Origin of the sequence: Bradyrhizobium sacchari (assembly GCF_002068095.1) — a bacterium.
Classification (GTDB): domain Bacteria; phylum Pseudomonadota; class Alphaproteobacteria; order Rhizobiales; family Xanthobacteraceae; genus Bradyrhizobium; species Bradyrhizobium sacchari.
The window spans coordinates 104,544-124,530 of the sequence record NZ_LWIG01000012.1; the positions used below are offsets into that span (position 1 = coordinate 104,544).

Annotated in this window: 18 protein-coding genes; 6 read left to right on the top strand and 12 right to left on the bottom strand. The window is 62.1% G+C overall.

Going from position 1 to position 19,987, the window contains the following annotated elements; all coding sequences use genetic code 11:
* The 3 genes from A5906_RS15640 to A5906_RS15650 all read right to left on the bottom strand — a co-directional run.
* A partial coding sequence (locus A5906_RS15640) for an oxidoreductase (RefSeq protein ID WP_245326766.1) occupies positions 1-1,766 on the bottom strand: 1,766 nt, incomplete at its 3' end.
* A 102-nt stretch (positions 1,767-1,868) separates the two neighbouring features.
* Positions 1,869-2,705 (bottom strand): enoyl-CoA hydratase family protein, encoded by an 837-nt coding sequence (locus A5906_RS15645; RefSeq protein ID WP_080136284.1) that lies wholly within the window; start codon positions 2,703-2,705, stop codon positions 1,869-1,871.
* A gap of 42 nt (positions 2,706-2,747) precedes the next feature.
* Positions 2,748-3,509, bottom strand: coding sequence for an SDR family NAD(P)-dependent oxidoreductase (locus A5906_RS15650; protein WP_080136285.1), 762 nt, complete (start codon positions 3,507-3,509; stop codon positions 2,748-2,750).
* Between the two features lie 204 nt (positions 3,510-3,713).
* Between A5906_RS15650 and A5906_RS15655 the strand changes: the two genes are divergently transcribed.
* From A5906_RS15655 to A5906_RS15675, 5 genes are read left to right on the top strand one after another with little or no spacing between them, the layout of a single operon-like run.
* Positions 3,714-4,511, top strand: coding sequence for an alpha/beta fold hydrolase (locus A5906_RS15655; protein ID WP_080136286.1), 798 nt, complete (start codon positions 3,714-3,716; stop codon positions 4,509-4,511).
* A gap of 12 nt (positions 4,512-4,523) precedes the next feature.
* Positions 4,524-5,813, top strand: coding sequence for an acyl-CoA dehydrogenase family protein (locus A5906_RS15660; protein ID WP_080136287.1), 1,290 nt, complete (start codon positions 4,524-4,526; stop codon positions 5,811-5,813).
* Between the two features lie 2 nt (positions 5,814-5,815).
* Positions 5,816-7,351, top strand: a complete 1,536-nt coding sequence (locus A5906_RS15665; RefSeq protein WP_080136288.1) for a class I adenylate-forming enzyme family protein — start codon at positions 5,816-5,818, stop codon at positions 7,349-7,351.
* Positions 7,348-8,436, top strand: coding sequence for an NAD/NADP-dependent octopine/nopaline dehydrogenase family protein (locus tag A5906_RS15670; RefSeq protein ID WP_080136289.1), 1,089 nt, complete (start codon positions 7,348-7,350; stop codon positions 8,434-8,436). The genes A5906_RS15665 and A5906_RS15670 overlap by 4 nt, the downstream gene beginning before the upstream one ends.
* Positions 8,437-8,439: 3 nt before the next feature.
* Positions 8,440-9,432 (top strand): 3-hydroxybutyryl-CoA dehydrogenase, encoded by a 993-nt coding sequence (locus A5906_RS15675; protein WP_080136290.1) that lies wholly within the window; start codon positions 8,440-8,442, stop codon positions 9,430-9,432.
* On the opposite strand, the gene A5906_RS15680 is transcribed toward A5906_RS15675, so the two are convergent.
* The 6 genes from A5906_RS15680 to A5906_RS15705 all read right to left on the bottom strand — a co-directional run bounded on the left by A5906_RS15680 (position 9,429) and on the right by A5906_RS15705 (position 15,754).
* A complete protein-coding gene (locus tag A5906_RS15680; RefSeq protein ID WP_080136291.1) occupies positions 9,429-10,475 on the bottom strand; it encodes a 2,5-dihydroxypyridine 5,6-dioxygenase NicX family protein in 1,047 nt (348 codons plus the stop codon). The two genes, A5906_RS15675 and A5906_RS15680, sit on opposite strands and share 4 nt — an antisense overlap.
* 37 nt (positions 10,476-10,512) lie before the next feature.
* A complete protein-coding gene (locus tag A5906_RS15685; protein WP_080136292.1) occupies positions 10,513-11,280 on the bottom strand; it encodes an ABC transporter permease in 768 nt (255 codons plus the stop codon).
* Positions 11,277-12,062, bottom strand: coding sequence for an ABC transporter permease (locus A5906_RS15690; RefSeq protein WP_080136293.1), 786 nt, complete (start codon positions 12,060-12,062; stop codon positions 11,277-11,279). The genes A5906_RS15685 and A5906_RS15690 overlap by 4 nt, the downstream gene beginning before the upstream one ends.
* The gene (locus A5906_RS15695) at positions 12,059-12,904 is read right to left on the bottom strand and encodes an ABC transporter ATP-binding protein (RefSeq protein ID WP_080136294.1); all 846 of its coding nucleotides are present in this window, start codon (positions 12,902-12,904) and stop codon (positions 12,059-12,061) included. The genes A5906_RS15690 and A5906_RS15695 overlap by 4 nt, the downstream gene beginning before the upstream one ends.
* Before the next feature lie 125 nt (positions 12,905-13,029).
* Positions 13,030-14,724, bottom strand: coding sequence for a dihydroxy-acid dehydratase (ilvD, locus tag A5906_RS15700; protein ID WP_080136295.1), 1,695 nt, complete (start codon positions 14,722-14,724; stop codon positions 13,030-13,032).
* Between the two features lie 46 nt (positions 14,725-14,770).
* Positions 14,771-15,754 carry an ABC transporter substrate-binding protein gene (locus A5906_RS15705; RefSeq protein WP_080136550.1) on the bottom strand — a complete coding sequence of 328 codons (984 nt, stop codon included), beginning with the start codon at positions 15,752-15,754 and terminating at the stop codon, positions 14,771-14,773.
* A gap of 177 nt (positions 15,755-15,931) precedes the next feature.
* Between A5906_RS15705 and A5906_RS15710 the strand changes: the two genes are divergently transcribed.
* The gene (locus A5906_RS15710; protein WP_080136296.1) at positions 15,932-16,840 is read left to right on the top strand and encodes an NAD(P)-dependent oxidoreductase; all 909 of its coding nucleotides are present in this window, start codon (positions 15,932-15,934) and stop codon (positions 16,838-16,840) included.
* Positions 16,841-16,865: 25 nt separating this feature from the next.
* Here the strand turns inward: A5906_RS15710 and A5906_RS15715 are convergent, their stop codons facing one another.
* From A5906_RS15715 to A5906_RS15725, 3 genes are all read right to left on the bottom strand, one after another.
* Positions 16,866-17,429 carry a flavin reductase family protein gene (locus tag A5906_RS15715; protein WP_080136297.1) on the bottom strand — a complete coding sequence of 188 codons (564 nt, stop codon included), beginning with the start codon at positions 17,427-17,429 and terminating at the stop codon, positions 16,866-16,868.
* 9 nt (positions 17,430-17,438) lie between these two features.
* Complete coding sequence (locus tag A5906_RS15720) at positions 17,439-18,668, bottom strand: acyl-CoA dehydrogenase family protein (RefSeq protein ID WP_080136298.1); 1,230 nt, start codon at positions 18,666-18,668, stop codon at positions 17,439-17,441.
* A 162-nt stretch (positions 18,669-18,830) separates the two neighbouring features.
* The coding region (locus A5906_RS15725) for a CaiB/BaiF CoA transferase family protein (RefSeq protein WP_245326751.1) at positions 18,831-19,987 on the bottom strand (1,157 nt) is incomplete at its 5' end.

Sequence of the window (19,987 nt, forward strand, 5' to 3'; positions counted from 1 at the left end):
CCGCCATACTCGTCCGTCCTGGTGTTCGTCAGCGGCGAGATGAAGCTGGCGAGCAGATAGCCGTGAGCGCAGTGCAATTCGAGCATATCGAAGCCGCAGCGCTCGCCGCGCTCGGCCGCCGCGACAAAGGAATCTCTTACCGCGTTCATGCCGGCGCGATCGAGCTCGCGCGGGACCTGACTGTCAGGGAAATAGGGGAGCGGTGATGCCGAGATCACGTCCCAGCCGCCCTCTTCGAGCGGACGATCCATGCCGTCCCACATCAGCTTGGTCGCGCCCTTGCGGCCGGCATGGCCTAGTTGCAGGCAGATCTTGGCGGCCGAATTGCCATGGACGAAATCCACGATGCGGCGCCAAGACGCTTCCTGCTCGTCGTTCCACAATCCGGCGCAGCCGGGCGTGATGCGGGCGTCGCGGGCAACGCAGGTCATCTCCGTGAAGATGAGGCCGGCGCCGCCGATCGCGCGCGAGCCGTAATGCACCAGATGGAAGTCGGTCGGCACGCCCTCGTTGGCCGAGTACATGCACATCGGCGACATCACGGCGCGATTGGCGATCTCCATCTCGCGCAGGCGGAGCGGCTGGAACAGCGGGACCATCGGCTTGTTGGTATCAACGTCAAAGCCGTTGCCACGAACCTGCCTGGCAAACGATTTCTCGACCTCGGCGACAAAATCCGGCGCGCGCAGTTTCAGATTATCGTAGGTGATCGCCTTCGAGCGCGTCATCACTCCGAAGGCGAACTGTACGGGATCGAAGTCCCAGAAACGGTCGACGTGCTCGAACCAGACCAGCGAGACGTCGGCGGCATGCTGTGTCTTCTCCACCTCCTCACGGCGAGCGTGTTCGTAAACTTCGAGCGCCGCCTTGATATTGGGAGCGTTCTGCATCGCCTCCGCGAGCGCGATTGCGTCTTCCATCGCGAGCTTGGTACCCGAGCCGATCGAGAAATGCGCACTCGCTTTGGCGTCGCCGAGCAGCACCATGTTGCCCTTGACCCAGCGCTTGCTGCGGATCATCGGGAAATTGCGCCACATCGAGCGGTTGGTGAGCAGCTTGTGGCCGTCGAGGAACCAGCTGAAAATCTCGGCCATCCGCGCGGCGGACTCTTGCTCGTTCAGCCCGGTCAGTCCTGCCCGCTCAAAGGTCTCCGGATCCGTCTCGAAAATCCAGGTCGAGTGCCCTGCTTCATACTGATAAGCGTGGGCGATGAACGGCCCCCACTCGGTCTCCTGGAAAATGAAGGTGAAGGCGTCAAGCGGCCTAGTCGAGCCCATCCAGGCGAACTTGTTGGCACGAACGTCGACCTCCGGCTGGAAATGTTCGACGTATTTTTCACGGAAGCGGCTGTTGATGCCATCGGCGAGCAGGACAAGATCGGCATCAGCGAAGCGGGATTCATCGTCGATATCCACTTCGAACTGCAGCGCGACGCCAAGCTCTCGCGCGCGCTCCTGGAGGATCAAAAGCAGCTTCTGCCGTGAGCAGCCGCAAAACCCGTTGCCGCCGACCCGGTGCACCGTGCCGCGGAAATGCACCGCGATGTCGTCCCAGTAGGCGAACTCTTGGGTAATGCGGCGGTAGCTCGGAAGGTCGTGCTTCTCGAAATTGTCGAGCGTCGCGTCCGAAAACACCACGCCGAAGCCGAAGGTGTCGTCGGACCGATTGCGCTCATACACCGTGATGTCGGCGCCCGGACGCTGCTTCTTGAGCAGGATCGCAGCGTAGAGACCTGCAGGTCCACCACCGATGATCGCGACTTTCATGGGAGCCTCGCCAATTCACCCGACCATGAAAACTATTTTAAGCCTAAAATAATTCCGCGCAAGCCCCCGCGGTTGGTTTGTCTGCGGATAATAGCGGCTGGCTCAGTCGCCCCTGAAGACCGGCTTGACCTTGTTGGCAAAGGCCTCGAAAGCACGCTCGAAATCCGCCGTTGTCATGCACAGCGCTTGGGCAACGGCTTCCGCCTCGATCGCCTCCTCCACTGACATCGCCCATTCCATCGCCAGCATCCGCTTGGTCATGGTGTTGGCGAAGGTCGGCCCTTCCGCGACCTGCCTGGCCAGAATCTGCGCCTGGGACAGCACCTGCTCGGGCGTGACGATCCGGCTGAAGAAGCCCCAGCGCTCGCCCTCCTCCGCGGTCATGAACCGGCCGGTATAGAGCAACTCGGAGGCGCGGGACTGCCCGATGATCCGCGGCAGGATCGCGCAGGCGCCCATGTCGCAGCCGGCAAGGCCCACCTTGTTGAACAGGAATGCGACCTTGGTACCGCTGGCCGCAAGCCTCATATCGGATGCCATGGCGATGATCGCGCCGGCGCCGGCGCAGATGCCCTCGACCGCGGCGACGATCGGCTGCGGACAGGCTCGCATCGCCTTGACGAGGTCGCCGGTCATCCGCGTGAAGGCCGTCAGCCCCTTGGTGTCCATCTTGACGAGCGGGCCGATGATCTCGAACACATCGCCGCCGGACGAAAAATTGCCGCCGGCGCCGGTGACGATGATGGATGTGACTGCATCGTCAAATGCACAGGCGCGGAAGAAATCGGTCAGTTCCCGATAGCTCTCGAACGTCAGAGGATTCTTCCGTTCTGGACGATTGAGAGTCACGGTGGCAACACCGTCGACCACGGCCAGTAGGAAATGCTGCGGGGAATAGTCCGCAAGCGGCAACGTCACGGGATTAGCTGGCCTGCTCATGCGATCTCCTTGGCTTCCTTGTTCCACGCCTGCACACACGCGCTAGATTTCACCACCGGCAACGGCGATTGCCTGTCCGGTGATCGCACCGGCTCCCTCGCCGCACAACCAGAGCACAGCGTCGGCGACCTCCTGAGGCGAGATCAGCCGCCCCTGCGGATTGTGCCTGGCGAGCTCAGCGATCGCCTGCTCGCGGGTTCGCCCGGTCTTCTTCATAATGTTCTCGATGCTGCCGGCAACGAGATCCGTGTCCGTAAAGCCCGGACAGACCGCATTCACGGTCACATTGCTGCCGGCCATTTCGAGGGCGAGCGACCGCACGAGACCGACCACCGCATGCTTGGCCGCAGTGTATGCGCTGACATAGGCATAGCCCTTGAGCCCGGCTGTCGATGCGACCGCCACGATGCGTCCATAGGGGCGATCCTTCATCCCGGACAAGACTGCGCGGATGGCATGAACTACGCCCATGAAATTGACGTCCATCATGCGCGAAAACAAGGCGCTGTCCGATTTCACAAACGGCGCGGATTCAGCACTGCCCGCATTGGCGATCAGGATATCGATTGGCTTTCGTGCATGGGCCTCGGCGACGGCGGCGTTCAGCGACACCTCGTCCGAGACGTCGGCGACGATCGCAAAATGCGCGGCTCCCGCTTTAACGGCCTCTTCGAGAGTTGCGGCGTTCCGACCAAGCACCGTCACGGTTGCGCCGGCCCCGACGAGAGCGGCTGCGATGGCGCGGCCGATCCCGCGGCCACCTCCGGTCACCAGCGCGTGCGGCGAATGCGGCAATGCGGACATGCACTGGCTCCCTGATATCTGCTGATCGTTCCCTCGATATATTTTAAGCTTCAAGTTTTTGCAACGAAAGCGCCGATCATGGTCGAAAACGATGCGCGCGAGCAACGGTCCGAAAATTGCTTTAAGTATAAAATTATCTCTTCCCATCGCTCGCGGGCCTGCTAGCATCGGCAGGCTCAGCGAGAGGAGCCGCAGCCTGTGCCAATGATAACAAAGGACGAACGCTTCGCCTATGAAGCTGCGGGCGATCCGGACGCAACACCTCTGATTTTCCTGCATGGCATCGGCGGCGCGGCGCGGGCCTGGCGGCACCAGCTAGCAACGTTCGGCAACCGCTTCCGCGCGATTGCTTGGGACATGCCCGGCTATGGCGGATCGGCGCCGCTTGCCAGCGTCAGCATCGCTGCCCTGGCGGATGCGCTCCAACGATTCATCGAACAGCTTGGTGTGTCCAGACCTATTCTGGTCGGACATTCCATCGGCGGCATGATCGTCCAGAAATGGCTGGTGCAATCGCCGAAACTGGCGCGCGCTGTCGTCCTTGCGCAGACCAGTCCGGCGTTCGGCAAGGCAGATGGCGACTGGCAGAAATCCTTTATCGCGGCGCGCCTCGGGCCTCTCGATCGCGGGGAGACAATGAAGTCGCTAGCGCCCTCTCTGGTGAAGGAGCTTGTCGGCGATGATCCGGATCCGAGCGGAATGGAACTTGCGCGCGAGTGCATGGCGAGTGTGCCGGAGGCAAGCTATCGCGCCATGATGCTCGCCTTGATCGGATTCGACGAGCGCAGCACGCTCAAGGATATTTCCGTGCCGACGCTACTGCTGTCCGGCTCCAAGGACAACAATGCGCCCGCGCCAATGATGGCGAAGACGGCGACATACATTCCCTCATCCAAATATGTCGAACTTCCCGGCATCGGCCATCTCGCCAACCTTGAGCGCCCGCATGCGTTTGACGAGGCCCTGGGCCAATTCCTGAACTCCGTGGCGACCAAAGCGTAAGGTGACTGCACAATGACCATGCCAATCAGCAAGACCATTGGCGCCGGTGACAAGGTCGCGCTGGATGCTCCGATCTTCGATCCCGTCGCATTCCGCCTGAGCGACGAGCAAGCCGGCATCATCGCGCAAGCCCGTGAAATCGGCCAGAGCGTGTTCGCCGGCCGCGCCGCGACCTACGATCGCGAGGCGAGCTTCCCGACGGAAAATTATCGCGATCTGCACCGCGTCGGCCTGCTCGGTATTGCCGTCCCTAAGAAGCATGGCGGGCTAGGTGCGAACTACCAGACCTATGCGCTTGCAGCCGCCGAAATCGGCCGCTATTGCGGCGCGACGGCGCTGACATGGAACATGCATGTCTGTTCGACCCTGTGGTCCGGGCCCCTCGCCGACGATCTCGATATGGATACGGAAATCCGCACAGAGCACGAGCGGCGGCGCGCGGTCCACTACAGGCGCATCGTCGAGGACGGCGCGATTTATTCGCAACCCTTCTCCGAGGGCGGCGCAGCTGCCGCAGGCGGCGTTGCGTTCGGCACGGAAGCCAGGCCCGTGGAGGACGGCTGGATCGTCAACGGCAAGAAGATCTTTGCATCGCTGTCCGGTCACGCCGACTATTACGGCGTGCTTTGCACCGAAATCGAGGAAGGCGAAAAGGCCTCGCGCCGCAACACCCTTTACCTCGCGATATCAGCGAAATCGCAGGGCGTCTCGGTCGTGGGCGATTGGGATCCCCTCGGCATGCGCGGAACGGTTTCGCGCACGCTGCTGTTCAAGGACGTGTTCGTCCCGGAGGATTCTGCGCTGATGCCGCGCGGCGTCTATTTCCAGGCCGCAATGCGCTGGCCGCACATGTTCCTGACGTTGTCGCCGACCTACATGGGCCTCGCGCAGGCCGCCTACGATTTCACTGTGCGTTATCTTCGCGGCGAGGTGCCGGGCATGCCGCCGGTCAAGCGCAGAATGTATCCGACCAAGCAGATCGCCGTCGCGCAAATGCAGATCAAGCTTGAGCAGATCAAGTCGACCTGGTTCCAGGCGGTGACCGAAGCGCGCGCCAATCCGAGCAAGGAGCAGGTGCTGCGAGCCTATGCCGCCCAATATTCGGTGATGGAAGGCGCCAATGAGCTCGCCGCACTCGCGATCCGCACGTGCGGCGGTCAGGCGATGCTCAGGTCGCTGCCGCTGGAGCGCATCTATCGCGACAGCCGTTGCGGCTCGCTGATGCTGCCCTGGACGGCCGAGCTCTGCCTCGACCGCATTGGACGCGAGGCGCTGTACGAGGCCGGCGAAACGGACGACTGACGGTGGACCTCTGTAGTCTGATCGATCGCAACGCGGCGTTTTCGCCAGACAAGACGGCCATTGCCTTCGAAGGCCGGCGGCTGAGCTACGCGGCATTCGCGGCACGTATCGAGCGAACGGCCACGGCCTTGAAGCAGGAGCTCGGCGTCGGCCGCGGCGACCGCGTTGCCATCCTTAGCCTGAACCGGCCGGACTATCTGGTTCTGCTTTATGCATGCGCGCGGCTCGGCGCGATGCTGGTTCCCCTGAACTGGCGGCTGGCGGTCGCCGAGCAGCTCTTCATTCTCCACGATGCGGGCGCCAAGGTACTGGTGCTCGAGCAGGCGTTCGAAGGAGTACTCCCGGAACTCGTCCAGGCTGCACCGGGCGCCGCCGTCATCGGCTTCGATTTCACGCCTGCTCGAGGCGGGACATTCGAAAGCCTGCTGGCCCGCAGCGAGGGCAGCGGCCGCAACCCACATACCGACCTCTCCTGCCCGCTCCTGATTGTCTACACATCAGGAACGACCGGCCGACCGAAGGGCGCCGTGCTGCGCCAGGAGGCGTTGTTCTGGAATGGCGTCATGAGTCAGCACATGCACAACATGACGTCCGACGATCATGTGCTGACTGTGTTGCCGTTCTTCCACGTCGGCGGTCTCAACATCCAGACCACGCCGGCGCTCCAGCTTGGCGCAACCGTCACGATCCATGGGCGATTTACGCCGGATCTGGCGCTTGCCGCCATCGAAAACGACCGGCCGACGCTGACCGTGATGGTGCCGGCGATCATCCAGGCGGTGAGCGAGCATCCTGCGTGGACGACGACCAACCTCTCGTCACTCAAGGCTGTCGCCACGGGCTCGACCATCGTGCCGCCGCACCTGATCGACCGCTTTGTTGGGCGTGGCGTGCCGGTTCTCCAAGTCTACGGCTCGACGGAAACCTGTCCCATCGCGATCTATACGCGGCTTGGCGGCGATCTTTCACGTGCAGGATCGACCGGACTTGCTGGCCTAGGCTGCGAAGCGAAGGTGATCGACCAAGCTGGCGCTGAGGTGCCGCCAGGCACGCCAGGCGAGATCGCAGTGCGTGGACCCAACGTATTCTTCGAATATTGGGGCAATACAAACGCCACGCGCGATGCGCTGCGTGACGGCTGGTATCGCACCGGCGATATCGGCCTGTGCGACGCCGACGGTTATTTCTGGATCCGGGACCGCAAGAAGAACATGATCATTTCGGGGGGAGAAAACGTTTATCCGGCAGAAGTCGAGCGCGTCCTGCTCGAACACCCCGATGTCAGCGAATGCGCTGTGATCGGCAGGCCGGATCCGCGCTGGGACGAAGTACCGGTCGCTTATGTGATCAGACGGTCGGGTTGCCGGCTCGAAGCGGACGAGTTGAAAACGCATCTTCAGGCACAACTCGCACGCTACAAGGTCCCGCGGGAGATCGTCTTCGTCACCGACCTTCCGCGCACGGCACTGGGCAAGGTTCAGCATTTCCTGCTGAAGCAACTTGATGCGCAGTCGCGCCCGCTAGGAGAAGCATCTTGAAGATTGCGGTTCTGGGTGGGGGAAACGGCTCTTTCGCGGCCGCAGGCGATTTTGCCCTCTCTGGGCACGAGGTCCGGCTCTGGCGCCGCGACGCCGACCAGGTGGCGGTACATCATGACGCCGGCTCGCGAATTCTGGTGAAGGACCATAGCGGCTGCCACGACGCGAAGCTGACGCTAGTCACGACCGATATCGCCGAGGCGATCAGCGGCGTCGAACTGATCTTGTGCCCCGCTCCCGCCTTCGCGCAGCCGGACATTGCCCGTCTGCTGGCGCCGCATTTGCAGGATGACCAGGTCGTGTTTCTGCCACCGGCGACGTTCGGCTCAATGATCTTCGCCCAGGCTGCTAGGGATGCCGGCAACCACGCCAGGGTGAGCTTTGCCGAAACCGGCACCCTGCCCTGGCTGACGCGCAAACATGGACCGTTCGAGGTCGCAATAACCATCCGCGCCAAGCGGCTTCCAGTCGGCGTGTTTCCGCTCGACCAGGCGCCGCACGCACTCGAAATAATCGGGCGCGCCTTTCCCGATGCGATCGAAGCGTGCGGCGATTCGCTGTCAGCCGCACTGATGAACGCGGGCCCGATCATCCATCCGCCGCTGATCGTGATGAATGCGGGCCCGATCGAGCACTTCGACAGGTGGGATATCCACAAGGAAGGCACGCAAGCCGCAATCCGCCGGGTGACCGACGCACTGGACGCGGAACGGATCGCGGTGCGCGAGGCGCTCGGCTACGGCGCGCCGCATTTTCCGCTCGCGCATCACTACGCGAAGGAAGGCGAAAGCTGGATGTATGGACGCGGCTCGCATGACCGGCTGACCGATTCCGGCGACTGGCGCGAGCGCATCGTGCTGACCGAGCACCGCTACATGCGCGAGGATTTGCGGCTTGGGCTGTCGCTGCTGGTCTCGGTCGCCGGCTTGGCGGGCGTGGCCACGCCGCTGGCTAAGGCTTTCCTGGTGATCGGTGGTGCGGTTTGCGGCGAGGATTTCGTGCAGGGCGGCCGGACACTGGATACGCTTGGCCTCGGCCATCTCAGCACGGCCGAGTTGCAGACACTGCTTCGCTATGGATTCTGATCGATGACCCGTCGCGCCAACATCGTCTGTCTCGGGGCCGGCCGCATGGGGCGCGGCATCGCCGTCGCGTTCGCCTATGCCGGGCATAGGGTCACGATGGTCGACGTCAAGGCCCGTTCAGCGGAGGATTTTGCCAAGCTGGAGGCGGCTGCGCTTGACGAGGTCGGAAAGACCTTTGCCAGCCTGTCCAAGCTGGGGCTGTTGGACGAGGCGGATGTTGATCCGCTCATTGCGCGGGTATCCGTGGTGCCGCCCGGCCAAAGCGGCACAGTGCTGGCCGAAGCCGGAATGGTCTTCGAGGGCGTTCCGGAAGTCGTGGAGCTCAAGCGGGAGGTGCTGGGGGCGGCTTCAAAGCAGGTCGGCGCAGATACGATCATCGCATCGACCACGTCGACCATCCTCGTCGACGATCTCTCCGGCGCGATTGTGAACCCTCATCGCTTTCTCAACGTGCACTGGCTCAATCCGGCCTATCTGATCCCCCTGGTCGAGGTTTCGCCGGGCAAAGCCACCGATTCCGCCATCGTCGACGAGGTCAAGGCACTGCTTGAAGGCATTGGCAAGGTACCGGTGGTCTGCGCGGCGACGCCCGGATTCATCGTCCCGCGTATCCAGGCGCTGGCGATGAACGAAGCCGCACGCATGGTCGAGGAAGGCGTCGCCAGCGCGGAGGCAATCGACAAGGCGATCCGCTACGGTTTCGGCTTCCGCTATGCCGTACTTGGGCTACTCGAATTCATCGACTGGGGCGGCGGCGACATTTTGTACTACGCTAGCCGCTATCTCGAGAGCGCACTCGGCAGCGACCGCTATCGCGCCCCAGAGGTGATATCGAAGAACATGCACGAAGGCCGGATCGGTCTGCGCACGGGGGCCGGCTTTCTTGATTATTCTGGCATGGACGTTGATGCCTATCGGGTCAAGCGGCTGCAGGCCATGGTGGACCTGCTCCGGCACTTCGACCTGGCCCGCCCACCCGTGATCGATCGCAACTAGCCGAAGACGTCCTGGAGCACGCCCTCCCGAACCACTGCGACGCCATCCAGCTCGATGGTCGTCCCCATCATGGGCAGATCGAAATGCCCTGCCGTGTAGCGGCCGGCGAATTCGTTGGCTCCGGTGGAGAACAGGAAATTACCGGACACGGCACGGATCTCGGTGCCGTTGGTGTCGCGCTGGTCGTACATCGACAACGCCTCGTAACGCGCACCGGGGTTCATGCCGAAGCCGACATGCGACACTGCATAGGCCTCGCGGTCCCCCCAGGCCGCGAGATAGGCGCGCATCATCGCGGCGTCCGTGCCCTCGCCTTCCAGCTCGACGACATAGTCGTCCTTCAAGGTCATCTTCACCGGTGAGGTCAGGTACCGCTTGAAGGTCAGATTGATGTCGCCGGGCGCCATCACCAGCGTGCCGTTGATCGTCCCGCTCTTGGGAAAGCTAACGACGATGCCACCGGGCCAATGCGCCAGCGTGCCAGGTTTGTCGGTCCAGCCCCACACGCCGACGGTGGATGCGCCGACCATATCGACGTCGAGCGCAGTGCCGGCTTTCGAAGTTACCCGCATCCGCTTGGTGCCCCGCAGCATCTTCGCCGCGGCGCGGACGCGCTTCTCCAGCGCGGGATCCGGCACCATCCGTTCCAGCGCCTCCGGATGCTCGTTGGAGATCACCAGGATGCGCGCGCTAGCTTTGAGGATTTCAGGCGTCTCCACCGCGTGCATCAGGCCCTCGATGGTGCAATCCACCACAAAGCCGGCCTGTTGAAGTGCGGTGATGACCGGACCAAGCTTTTGGATCGCCTCGCTCGCCCCGGTCGAGCGCACCGGAACGATGTTCCGGTTACGCGGCGTCGGCATCACCAAATGGAATGGCCGCGCGCCCATGCGCAACAGCGCAAGTTCTGCCAGATGAACATTCAACGCGCGCGATTGAGTCTCTGACAGGATCGCCGCGGTATCACCGGCCTTGACGGCGCACCGCTCAAAAATCTCACAGAATGCGTCGATCCATTTTGCCTCGATGCGATCGGCCAGCATGGTTCACTCCCGGTATCCTGGATCTTGCTCAGTCAGATCACGCTTCGGGGAAGCCCCGCAAGAGGTACGATCGCACGGCACCCAACAGCGCGTTCAAAATCAACCCCAGCAGCGAGATCGTGATCAGCGGTACGAACATGTCGACGGCCTGGAACGTCCGGGCCGCCGTGACAAGGGCATGTCCCAACCCGTCCGTCGACGTGATCATCTCGGCCAGAAACACCACGATGCAGGAAATGACAAGGCCGATCCGACAGCCAGTCAGGATCGACGGCATCGCCGCGGGCAATACCACCTTGAACAGGATTTCGTAGCGCGGCGTACCCGCCGCCATAGCCGACCAGATCAACTTCTGCTCGACAGTCGATGCGCCGTAATAGGTAGACAAGAGAATAGGGAAAAGTGCGTCCGCAGCCACCAACGTGACCTTCGATCCGTGGCCGAAACCGAGCAGCAGGAGGAGTGCAGGATAGAGCGCAACCTTGGGCAACGGCGCCAATACACGCACGATCGGCCGGACCGCAGCGTTGATTGCCGGACTGGCGGCAGCGGCGATACCGATACTGACGCCGAGCACGACCGCGATCGCAAAACCGGCAAACAGCCGGATCAGGGTCGCCGCGATCTCCAGCTGAAATGTCCACGTCACCAGCTGTTGAAGCAAGCGGCCAAAGACGTGGCCCGGGGGCGGCAGCAAGGCCGCGGGTGCAAAGCCGAATGAGACGAGGCCCTGCCACGACGCAATCACCAACGCGATCGGCGCGAGCCCGAGAATGACATTAGCTGAGATGAGGCGTAATATCATGAGAAGCTCAGTGGCATGTCGAACTGAGGCTCGGACCAGCGCACCAGCCTGGCGCGAATTCGCTCGAAGATCGCATCGAGGCAGATCCCCATCGCGCCCACGACGATGATCATCGCGAAGACGGTGTCGTACTGCCCCATGTCGAGCGCATTGAACAGAATGTTGCCTGCGCCGGACTGGCGGGCGATCATCTCGCTGGTAATCATCGTGATCAGCGCCAGCACCAGTCCCGTGCGGCATCCCGTCAGGATTTCCGGCAGCGCGGCAGGCAGCACGATCCGGACTAGGCGCTGCAGGGGGGAGAGACCCATCGCAGCCCCTGACCACAGCATCTTCTCTTCCACGCCCTTGGCGCCCTCGAAGCTGTGATAGATCACGGGCAGGCTAACGCCGAGGAAGATCACCAGCGTCTTTGTGACGTCCCCGACGCCCAGCCACAACATGATGATGGGCATTAAGGCTGCCTTCGGTACTGGATAGATCACCATCAGAAGCGGATTGAAGAAGGCTGCGACGGCCCGGCTGCGCCCCATCAACAGGCCAAGTGGAATCGAAAAAAGGACGGCAGCACCGAACCCCATTGCCATGCGGCGAAGCGAGGCCAGGATGTTGATCAGGGATTCCCTGTCGCTGAGGATATCCGGAATTGCCTTGATCGCCTCGATCGCAGTCGGAAAGCTGTCGTTCTTCAGCACAAGCGAGGCAACCTGCCATATCGCCAGCAGCCCTATGCAGGCCAACGCGGGGGCAATCCGTCGGATCAAGGTCGTCGGCGACATCATGCGGGAAACCCGGCTCCGTCGCTCTCATCGAACATACGCTCGATATCCACGACGTATTTCTGGTAGCGAGGGTCGAGCAGCAGCTCGTTGCGGCGGCGCGGCCGCGGCAGATCGATGTCGATGACGTGCCGGATGCGACCGGGCGATTTCGACATCATCACGACCTTGTCGGACAGGAAAACAGCTTCGTCGACCGAGTGGGTGACGAACAACACCGTCTTGCGATCACGCTCCCAGATGTTCAGAAGATCGTTTTGCAGGCGTGTCCTGGTATGAGCGTCGAGCGCGCCGAACGGCTCGTCCATCAGCAGGACTTCAGGATGGTAGGCCAGCGTCCGGGCGAGCGCGACGCGCTGCTTCATGCCACCCGACAGCTCCTTGGGATAGAAGTTCTCGTAGCCTTTCAGGCCGACCATCTCGATCAGCGACCGGCTCTGCGCGTCTGCCTCGGCGGCGCGCACACCCTGCTGGCGTGGGCCGTACATCACATTGCCCAATACGGTTTTCCAGGGAAACAGCGCAAACTCCTGAAAGACCGGTCCGCGATCCGGGCCGGGCGCGATGATCGCCGCCCCCTTGATCTTCGCCACACCACTGGTCGGCCTGACAAAGCCTCCGACGATGTAGAGCAGTGTCGACTTGCCGCAGCCGGACGGCCCGAGAATGGAGACGAAAGCTCCTTCGTCAATCGTCAGCGAGATGTCCGATAGTGCCACATGATCCTTGTGCGCCGAGGTCTGAAAGACCTGCGAGACGCCGTCGATCTCGATGATCGCAGAAGCCGGCTTTTGTGGTGTCACCGGTCTCACCCATTCGCTCGATCTCGAAGGTACTACCTTCATCCCGCTCTCACTTCACGCATCTGCAAACGTCGCGCAATCGACCTGCTTAATGTCGTCCATCAGCGGCACGATCGTAGCAAGAAGCCTGCCAGACGGACGGTTGCCTTCGGCTGAGCCGCGGCTCGTCATTTGAACCAGGGCCATTCCGCCGGGCCCTCGTGCGTAACGGCTCCACCCGGCGCCTGACCAACCAATCGTGCATATTTCGCCAGCGCCCCGGCTCGATGCCGTGGCGGTCGCGGCTTCCAGTCGCGTCGGCGTGCAGCGAGTTCCTGCTCGTCGATCAACACGTCCATGCGACGGCCAGCCGCGTCAATCCGGATCTTGTCGCCATCTCGCACAAGCGCAAGCGGGCCGCCAACAAATGCTTCGGGGGAGACATAGCCGATGCACATGCCACGGGTGGCGCCGGAGAACCGCCCGTCAGTGATCAGGGCCACTTTTTCACCCATACCCTGCCCGTAGATCAGCGCAGTGACGCCGAGCATCTCGCGCATGCCGGGGCCGCCGACCGGCCCCTCATTGCGGATCACCAGGACCTCGCCGGCCTTGTAGCTGCGGTCACGCACCGCCGCGACACAGCCTTCCTCGTCTTCGAAAACGCGTGCGGTGCCTTCAAAGACCAGGCTCTTGAGGCCTGCGACCTTGATGACCGCGCCATCAGGACAAAGATTGCCCTTCAGTACCGCCACACCGCCGTCCGGCATGATCGGTGCGCGAGCCGCGTAAACGATTTCGCCATCGGGCGCGTTGGCCATGCCGTATTCTTCGGCAAGCGTGCGGCCCGTGATGGTAATGCAGCCGCCATCCATGTGGCCGCTCTGGATCAGTTCGCGGATGACCACGGCTGCGCCGCCGATGTCATAGACGTCCTTCGCCGTGTACTTCCCGCCGGGGCGCAGATTTCCGATCAGCGGTGTCTTGGCGAAGACCTCACCAACATCTTCGATCGTGAATGCGATGCCCGATTCATTCGCAATCGCGGGCAAATGCAGCGCGGCATTGGTCGAGCCGCCCGTGGCAGCCACGATGGCCGCGCCATTCTCAAGGGATTTCCGCGTCACGATGTCGCGCGGGAGCGGTCCTCCACGTTTCAAAATCTCCATGACCAGCCGTCCGGCGCGACGAGAAATCTGAGCGCGTTCGGCGTAGACGCCGGGCACCATCGACACATTGGGGATGGTCAGGCCCATTGCCTCCGACACCATCCCCATGGTGTTCGCCGTGAACTGGCCCGCGCACGCACCGATAGTTGGCAGGCAGGCCCGCTCGATCCGCTCGAGAGTCTCTCCGTCGATCTCACCCGTCATGAAACTACCGACAGCCTCGTAAGAGTCGAGCACCGTAAGAGTCCGTCCGTCGACGCGCCCGGGTAGCGAGCTCCCGCCATAGATGAAAATGGAAGGCACGTTGCAACGAACCATGCCCATCATCACGCCGGGAAGCGTCTTGTCGCATCCGCCGTATCCGATCAGCGCATCGTAGGCGAGACCGTGAACGACAGCTTCAATCGAGTCGGCGATCAGCTCGCGCGAAAACAGGGAAAACTTCATTCCCTCGTGATTCATGCTGATGCCATCAGAGACCGACACGGTCGAGAATTCGCGCGGCGTGCCGCCCGCTTCCTCAATTCCGGTCTTGGCCGCGGCCACCTGAAAATCATGGGTCATGTTGCAGGGCGTTTGCTCGCCCTTCATGCTGACGACGCCAACCATAGGCCTGGCAATCGCGGCGTCGTCGAGGCCCATCGCGCGCATGAAAGCGCGGTGCGGGGCGCGGTCGAGCCCCTCCGTCGTCACCCGTGATCGCAACTTCATCATGCGTGCATCTTCTTCATGCAATGACCGGGATAGTTCGTCCCGCCTCCTACTGCAGCGGTGCAACGATCGTCGGGTGCTTGAATTGAGCGACGTCGAGCTTCGGCAGCATTCCCGTCTCTGCGTAAATGTCGAGCATCTTCTGAATGGCGGGGAAGTTCGGCGCAGCTCCCGGATCACGACCAAAGTCGTTCTCCTTGAGCAGGTACGTCTCGAGCACCGGAACGGGAGCCTTCAGCACCTCGGACACAACCTTCAAGGTCTCTTCGCGGTTCGCCAGAGCCTTCTTCATACCCGACGTGATGTCACGGACATAGGCTTTGACGAGCTCCGGGTTCTTGTCGACGAAATCGGCACGGCAGGCTTCCAGAATGTGCACGATGTTCGGCATGGCCTGAGACAGCGAGAACAGTTTGCGGGTGCCGCCCTTTGCTTCCGCGCGTGCGGCAAATGGTTGGTTCATGTTGACTGCATCGACGCGGCCCTGACGCAACGCATCTTCCGAGACCGCAAAGCCGACCTCGACCAGCTTGATATCCTTGGTCGGATCCACACCGTTCTGCTTCAGGAGCAAGTTGAACGGGCCCTGCGTACCGCCACCGATCACGGAAATGCCGACAGTCTTGCCCTTCAAGTCGGCAATGGTCTTGATCGGCGAGTCATCCATCACCGCCCAATAGACCGAAAAGCCGCCGGGTTTCTCGAAAACATGTTGCGCCACGATGTAGGCCTTGAGATTGCCGCCAACCACGCCGTTGGATAGCGACAGCGGCGCCTGTGTCGCGCAATCCAGAGCGCCCGCCGCCAATGCCTGCGTCATCGGGGCGGTGCCCTGGAACTGGGTCCATTCGATGTTGTAAGTCTTGCCTAAATCGGGGAATTCAGCCGGGCGACGCATCATCCAGTACTTGGACTCCTCGGCCGGGATCGTCCAACCGACGCGGATCGTCTGTTGTGCCCGTGAGGGACCCGCGACCGCAATCATGGCCGCCACTGCCCCCGTTGCCAGCATCAACCTCGAAACCGTTCGCATCGCGCCCACTCCGCTGCTCCGGCGCCGACCGGCGCCACCAACCCGACCAGCTCAAATGTTTCATGGTTCAAACAATCAGGCAAGCATGCAAGCCGGCCCGGTTTCGCCGCGCGACGCGCCGTGTATGGTAAGGCGGCGGTCGTGCGTCATTTGCACCAGGACAGGAGTGAGCAACCTATGGGTGATTCGATCACAACAAACCCGCAACGCGTCGAACGGCTTGGCTATGTCGGCCTCGGATTGATGGGAACACCCATGGCCCGCCGCCTGCTCAAAGCCGGCCATCAGGTCACCGTCTGGAATCGGTCGGAGGGCAAGGTTGCTCCGCTCGTCGAAGCTGGTGCTCGGCGCGCAGCTACCCCTCGTGACGTTATGATGCACGCGGATATCGTCTTCATGTGTGTGACGGACGCCGCAGCGGTTGAAGAGGTGATATTCGCAGTCGACGGCCTTTCGGCCGCGGCCGGAGCGGGAAAGCTCGTCGTCGACTTCTCGTCGATCCATCCCGACGCTGCGCGCTATCTCGCCAGTCGATTGAAGAGGACCAACGGTGCAGGCTGGATCGATGCGCCTGTGTCCGGTGGCACCAAGGGCGCCGAGGAGGGCACGCTCGCGATCATGGCCGGCGGAGACATTGCCGACGTCGAGAGGGCACGCGCCTACGTCCTCGCCATGGCACGCAGGTTCACCCATATGGGCCCCACTGGCGCCGGTCAGACGACAAAGCTGTGCAATCAAGTGATCGTCGGATGCGCGATGGCCGTCCTTGCTGAAGCAACCCGCCTTGCCGTCAACGCAGGAATTGACGCCAACCGGTTACCCGAAGCGCTTGCCGGCGGCTTTGCCGATTCCATTCCGCTTCAGCTCTTCGTGCCACGGATGGTCCAGGGCATTCACTCACCGCCGCTCGGTCACGTTGCTACGATGCTCAAGGATCTCGATACGGTCGCCGATGTCGCGCAGACGACATCAACGCCGGTGCCGATGGCATCGCTCGCCGGACAACTTTTCAGATTGGCCAAGGCCGCGCGCGGCGCGGATGCCGACGCGCTCGAGATCTACAAGCTTTCAGCGGCGGAGCCTTGAGCGCCCGAATACGACCAGAAGCGCCCTACGGCGACTTCTTGCGCTCATCGTCCGCCAGAAACCGGCCATATGCCCCCCGTGCAAACAGCAGAGGTTCCCTGGCATTGTAGACATAGGCTTCGACTGCTCCGAGAAAGATAACGTGATCGCCGCCATAGTAGCGGTTGACGGAGCGGCATTGAAAACTGGCCACGCTCTCTGTAAGCACCGGAGCGTTGCCGAGACCCGGCACCCAATCGACACCGGCGAACTTGTCATCGGACGATTTCGCGAACTTGTTGGCAAGCGCCTGTTGCGACGTGCCGAGGACATGAACGGTGAAATGGCTGGCGTTCTGAAACACGGGCAGGCTTGAAGAATAGACCCCAAGGCTCCAGAGAACGAGGGGCGGATTCAGAGAGACCGAAGCAAACGAATTGCAGGTGATGCCATAGGGCTTTCCGTCGGCCGCCGTGGCGGTGATGATCGTTACCCCCGTTCCGTATGTGCCGAGCGCATTGCGAAAATCGCGGGGATCGATCGGCGAGCTGTCGCTCGCGAGTTCGTTGGCTGGATCGGGAGCGGCCGGATGCTTCGGCAGATCATTCATCGGCCGGCCTCACAGCGTGAGATTCTCGGACGGCAGGCCCAGCGCCACGCGTCCATAGTTGGTTCCTGCCGCATCGAAGTTGAACGCGAGATGCGAGTTGATCGCGTGTGCATCGCGGAACTGCCGCTGCAGCCCCCCCGTCGTGAACAGGCCACGCGCCCCGCTCGCCGCAAACAGCATCGAGACCGCATCGGTACACAAGTTCACCGAAAAGGCACCGTCCCGCCGATATCTGGTCTTGGCCGACATATCGGGAATATGACCGCGTCGTGCGTCCTCCATGGCGTCGATACAAGCCGAACGCATGATCAGGCGCGCAGCGTCGATCTTGGCGGAGGCCTCCGCGATCTTGATCTGCGTGCTTTGAAAGTCGCTCAACTTGGCGCGGTTGTAGGTGGAAATGCGGTGACGCGCGACCTCGATATAGTCGTTCAGGCACGCTTGGGCATTTCCCAGCGCAACACCGGACAAGACGTAAGGAAATAATGAGAACACAGGTAACGTATACAATGGATTGGGATTGACCTTGCTTCCCGGCGGCCGGCCGCCGGTAAGCTCGCCAACGGCCACTGTCATATCGTCGGCCACGAAGGCGTCCTGGACTTCCACGTCGCAAGAACCGGTGCCGCGCAGTCCTGCGACATTCCAGGTGTCGAGCACCTTATAGTCTCGCCTCGGAAGCAGAAATATCCGATACTCGATGCCGTCTGCCTCGTCGTCGGAAGAGACCACGCTTGCGAGCATATTCCATTCGCAGGACGCGACGCCGGACGAGAAAGGCCAGCTTCCGTGCAACTGGTAGCCGCCCTTGACCCTCGTCGCGCGGCCCGCAGGAAAAATAAACGAGGAGGCAATCAGCGCGTCCGGATCACGGCCCCAGACCAGATCCTGCGCCATTTGCTCGAACATACCGAGCATCCAGTGATGGCTCGCCAGATTGGCCAGATTCCAGGCGACCGACGCGTCCGCCTGTCCAAGCAGATCCGCGCAATCAATCAGCGCAACGTAGTCGAGCTCGGCTCCGCCAACGCGCTTGGGCTGAAGCATCCGGAACAGGCCGGCATCGTGCAGATCCCGTTCAGTCTCGGGCGGAAGGTATCGTAGCTCTTCCGTTCGTGCAGCCCGCTCGCGCAGCCGGGGCAGGAGCGTCCGAGCCTTCGCGATCATTGCCGCATAGGCACGGCCGCCGGATTCCGGCTCCTCAGGCTGGCCTACACTCGGCTCTTGACCAGGCGCCATTCCGCATCCCTCGCTTCCCAGCATTTATGCGGCGGGAGTATCGCCAAATCAAGCCGATCGCTCTAAGCCTGGCTGTCAAAAGGAGGCGATATCGCGAACCGGCATCGCGAAGCAGCGATCTGGAAGCCCGCGATACCGGCCCACGAGGCCAACTGCTCGGGCTCAAACCAAGGGCTTACCTGATCCAAAGACTCCCTTTTTAACGAATTCTGCGATCCGGGGCTGGTCATAACCGAGCGTGTCGCGCAAGACGTCCGCGGTATGCTCGCCCAACAGAGGTGCGGCCACGGGATCAATCGCGCCGGTTAGACTCATGGTAATCGGATTCTCGATGTTGGGGACCCAGTCCGCGGTACGATGCGGAATTCGGCTCACGCGATGGCGGTCGCGGGCCTCAGGTGCGTTAAAGCCCTCTTCGACGGTGCGGAGATAGCCAACCGGAATATTGGCCAGCTTCATCTTCGTCATCCAATTCTCGAGAGTATCGCTTGCAAAGACTTCCGCGATGGCTGCCCGCAAGAGTTCCTTGTTCTCGGAACGCGCCTTGCGCGTCGCGAACTGTGGATCGGTAATGAGATCTGGTCGATTCAAGACCTCGACGACCAGCCGGCGATAGAGCCGGTCGTTGGCGCAAGCCATATAGAGGGGTCCGTCGGAAGCTTCATAGACGCCGACGGTGGGCGACCCGCTCGGTGAATTTCCGAAGCGGCCGGGATTCTGGCCATTGATCAGATAAGCCATACCGTAGAAGCTCGTCATCGCCATCGCGATGTCGAACAAGGCGACCTCAACGCGCTGGCCCCGGCCAAGCCGATCCCGTGCCAGCAAGGCGAGAAGGATGGCGTTACAGGCTGCCATCCCCGTCGCAATATCCACGATGGGCGGGCCGGTGCGAACGGGAGGACCGTCGGCAAATCCGTTGAGCGACATGAAGCCGCTTTCCGCCTGGGTGATGGGATCGAAGCCGGGGCGCGAGGCGAACGGCCCGGAGCGCCCATAGGCAGAGATCGAGCAATAGACCAGCCGAGGATTGAGCGGGGCGACCGCCTCGTAGTCGAGTCCGAATTTCTTCATGACCCCGCCCGAAAAATTCTCCACGACCACGTCGGCTTTACGGATCAGATCCAGCGCGATCTCGCGGGCCTCAGGCACAGCGAGGTCGAGCGCTATGCCGCGCTTGTTGCGGTTGAGGCTGAGATAAGCAGCGCTCTCGCCGCCAATCTCGGCGTGTTCATACGCGCGTGTATCGTCGCCGCCGTCCGGGTTCTCGATCTTGATGACGCGCGCACCGAAATCAGCCAGCGTCTGCGTGCAGGCGG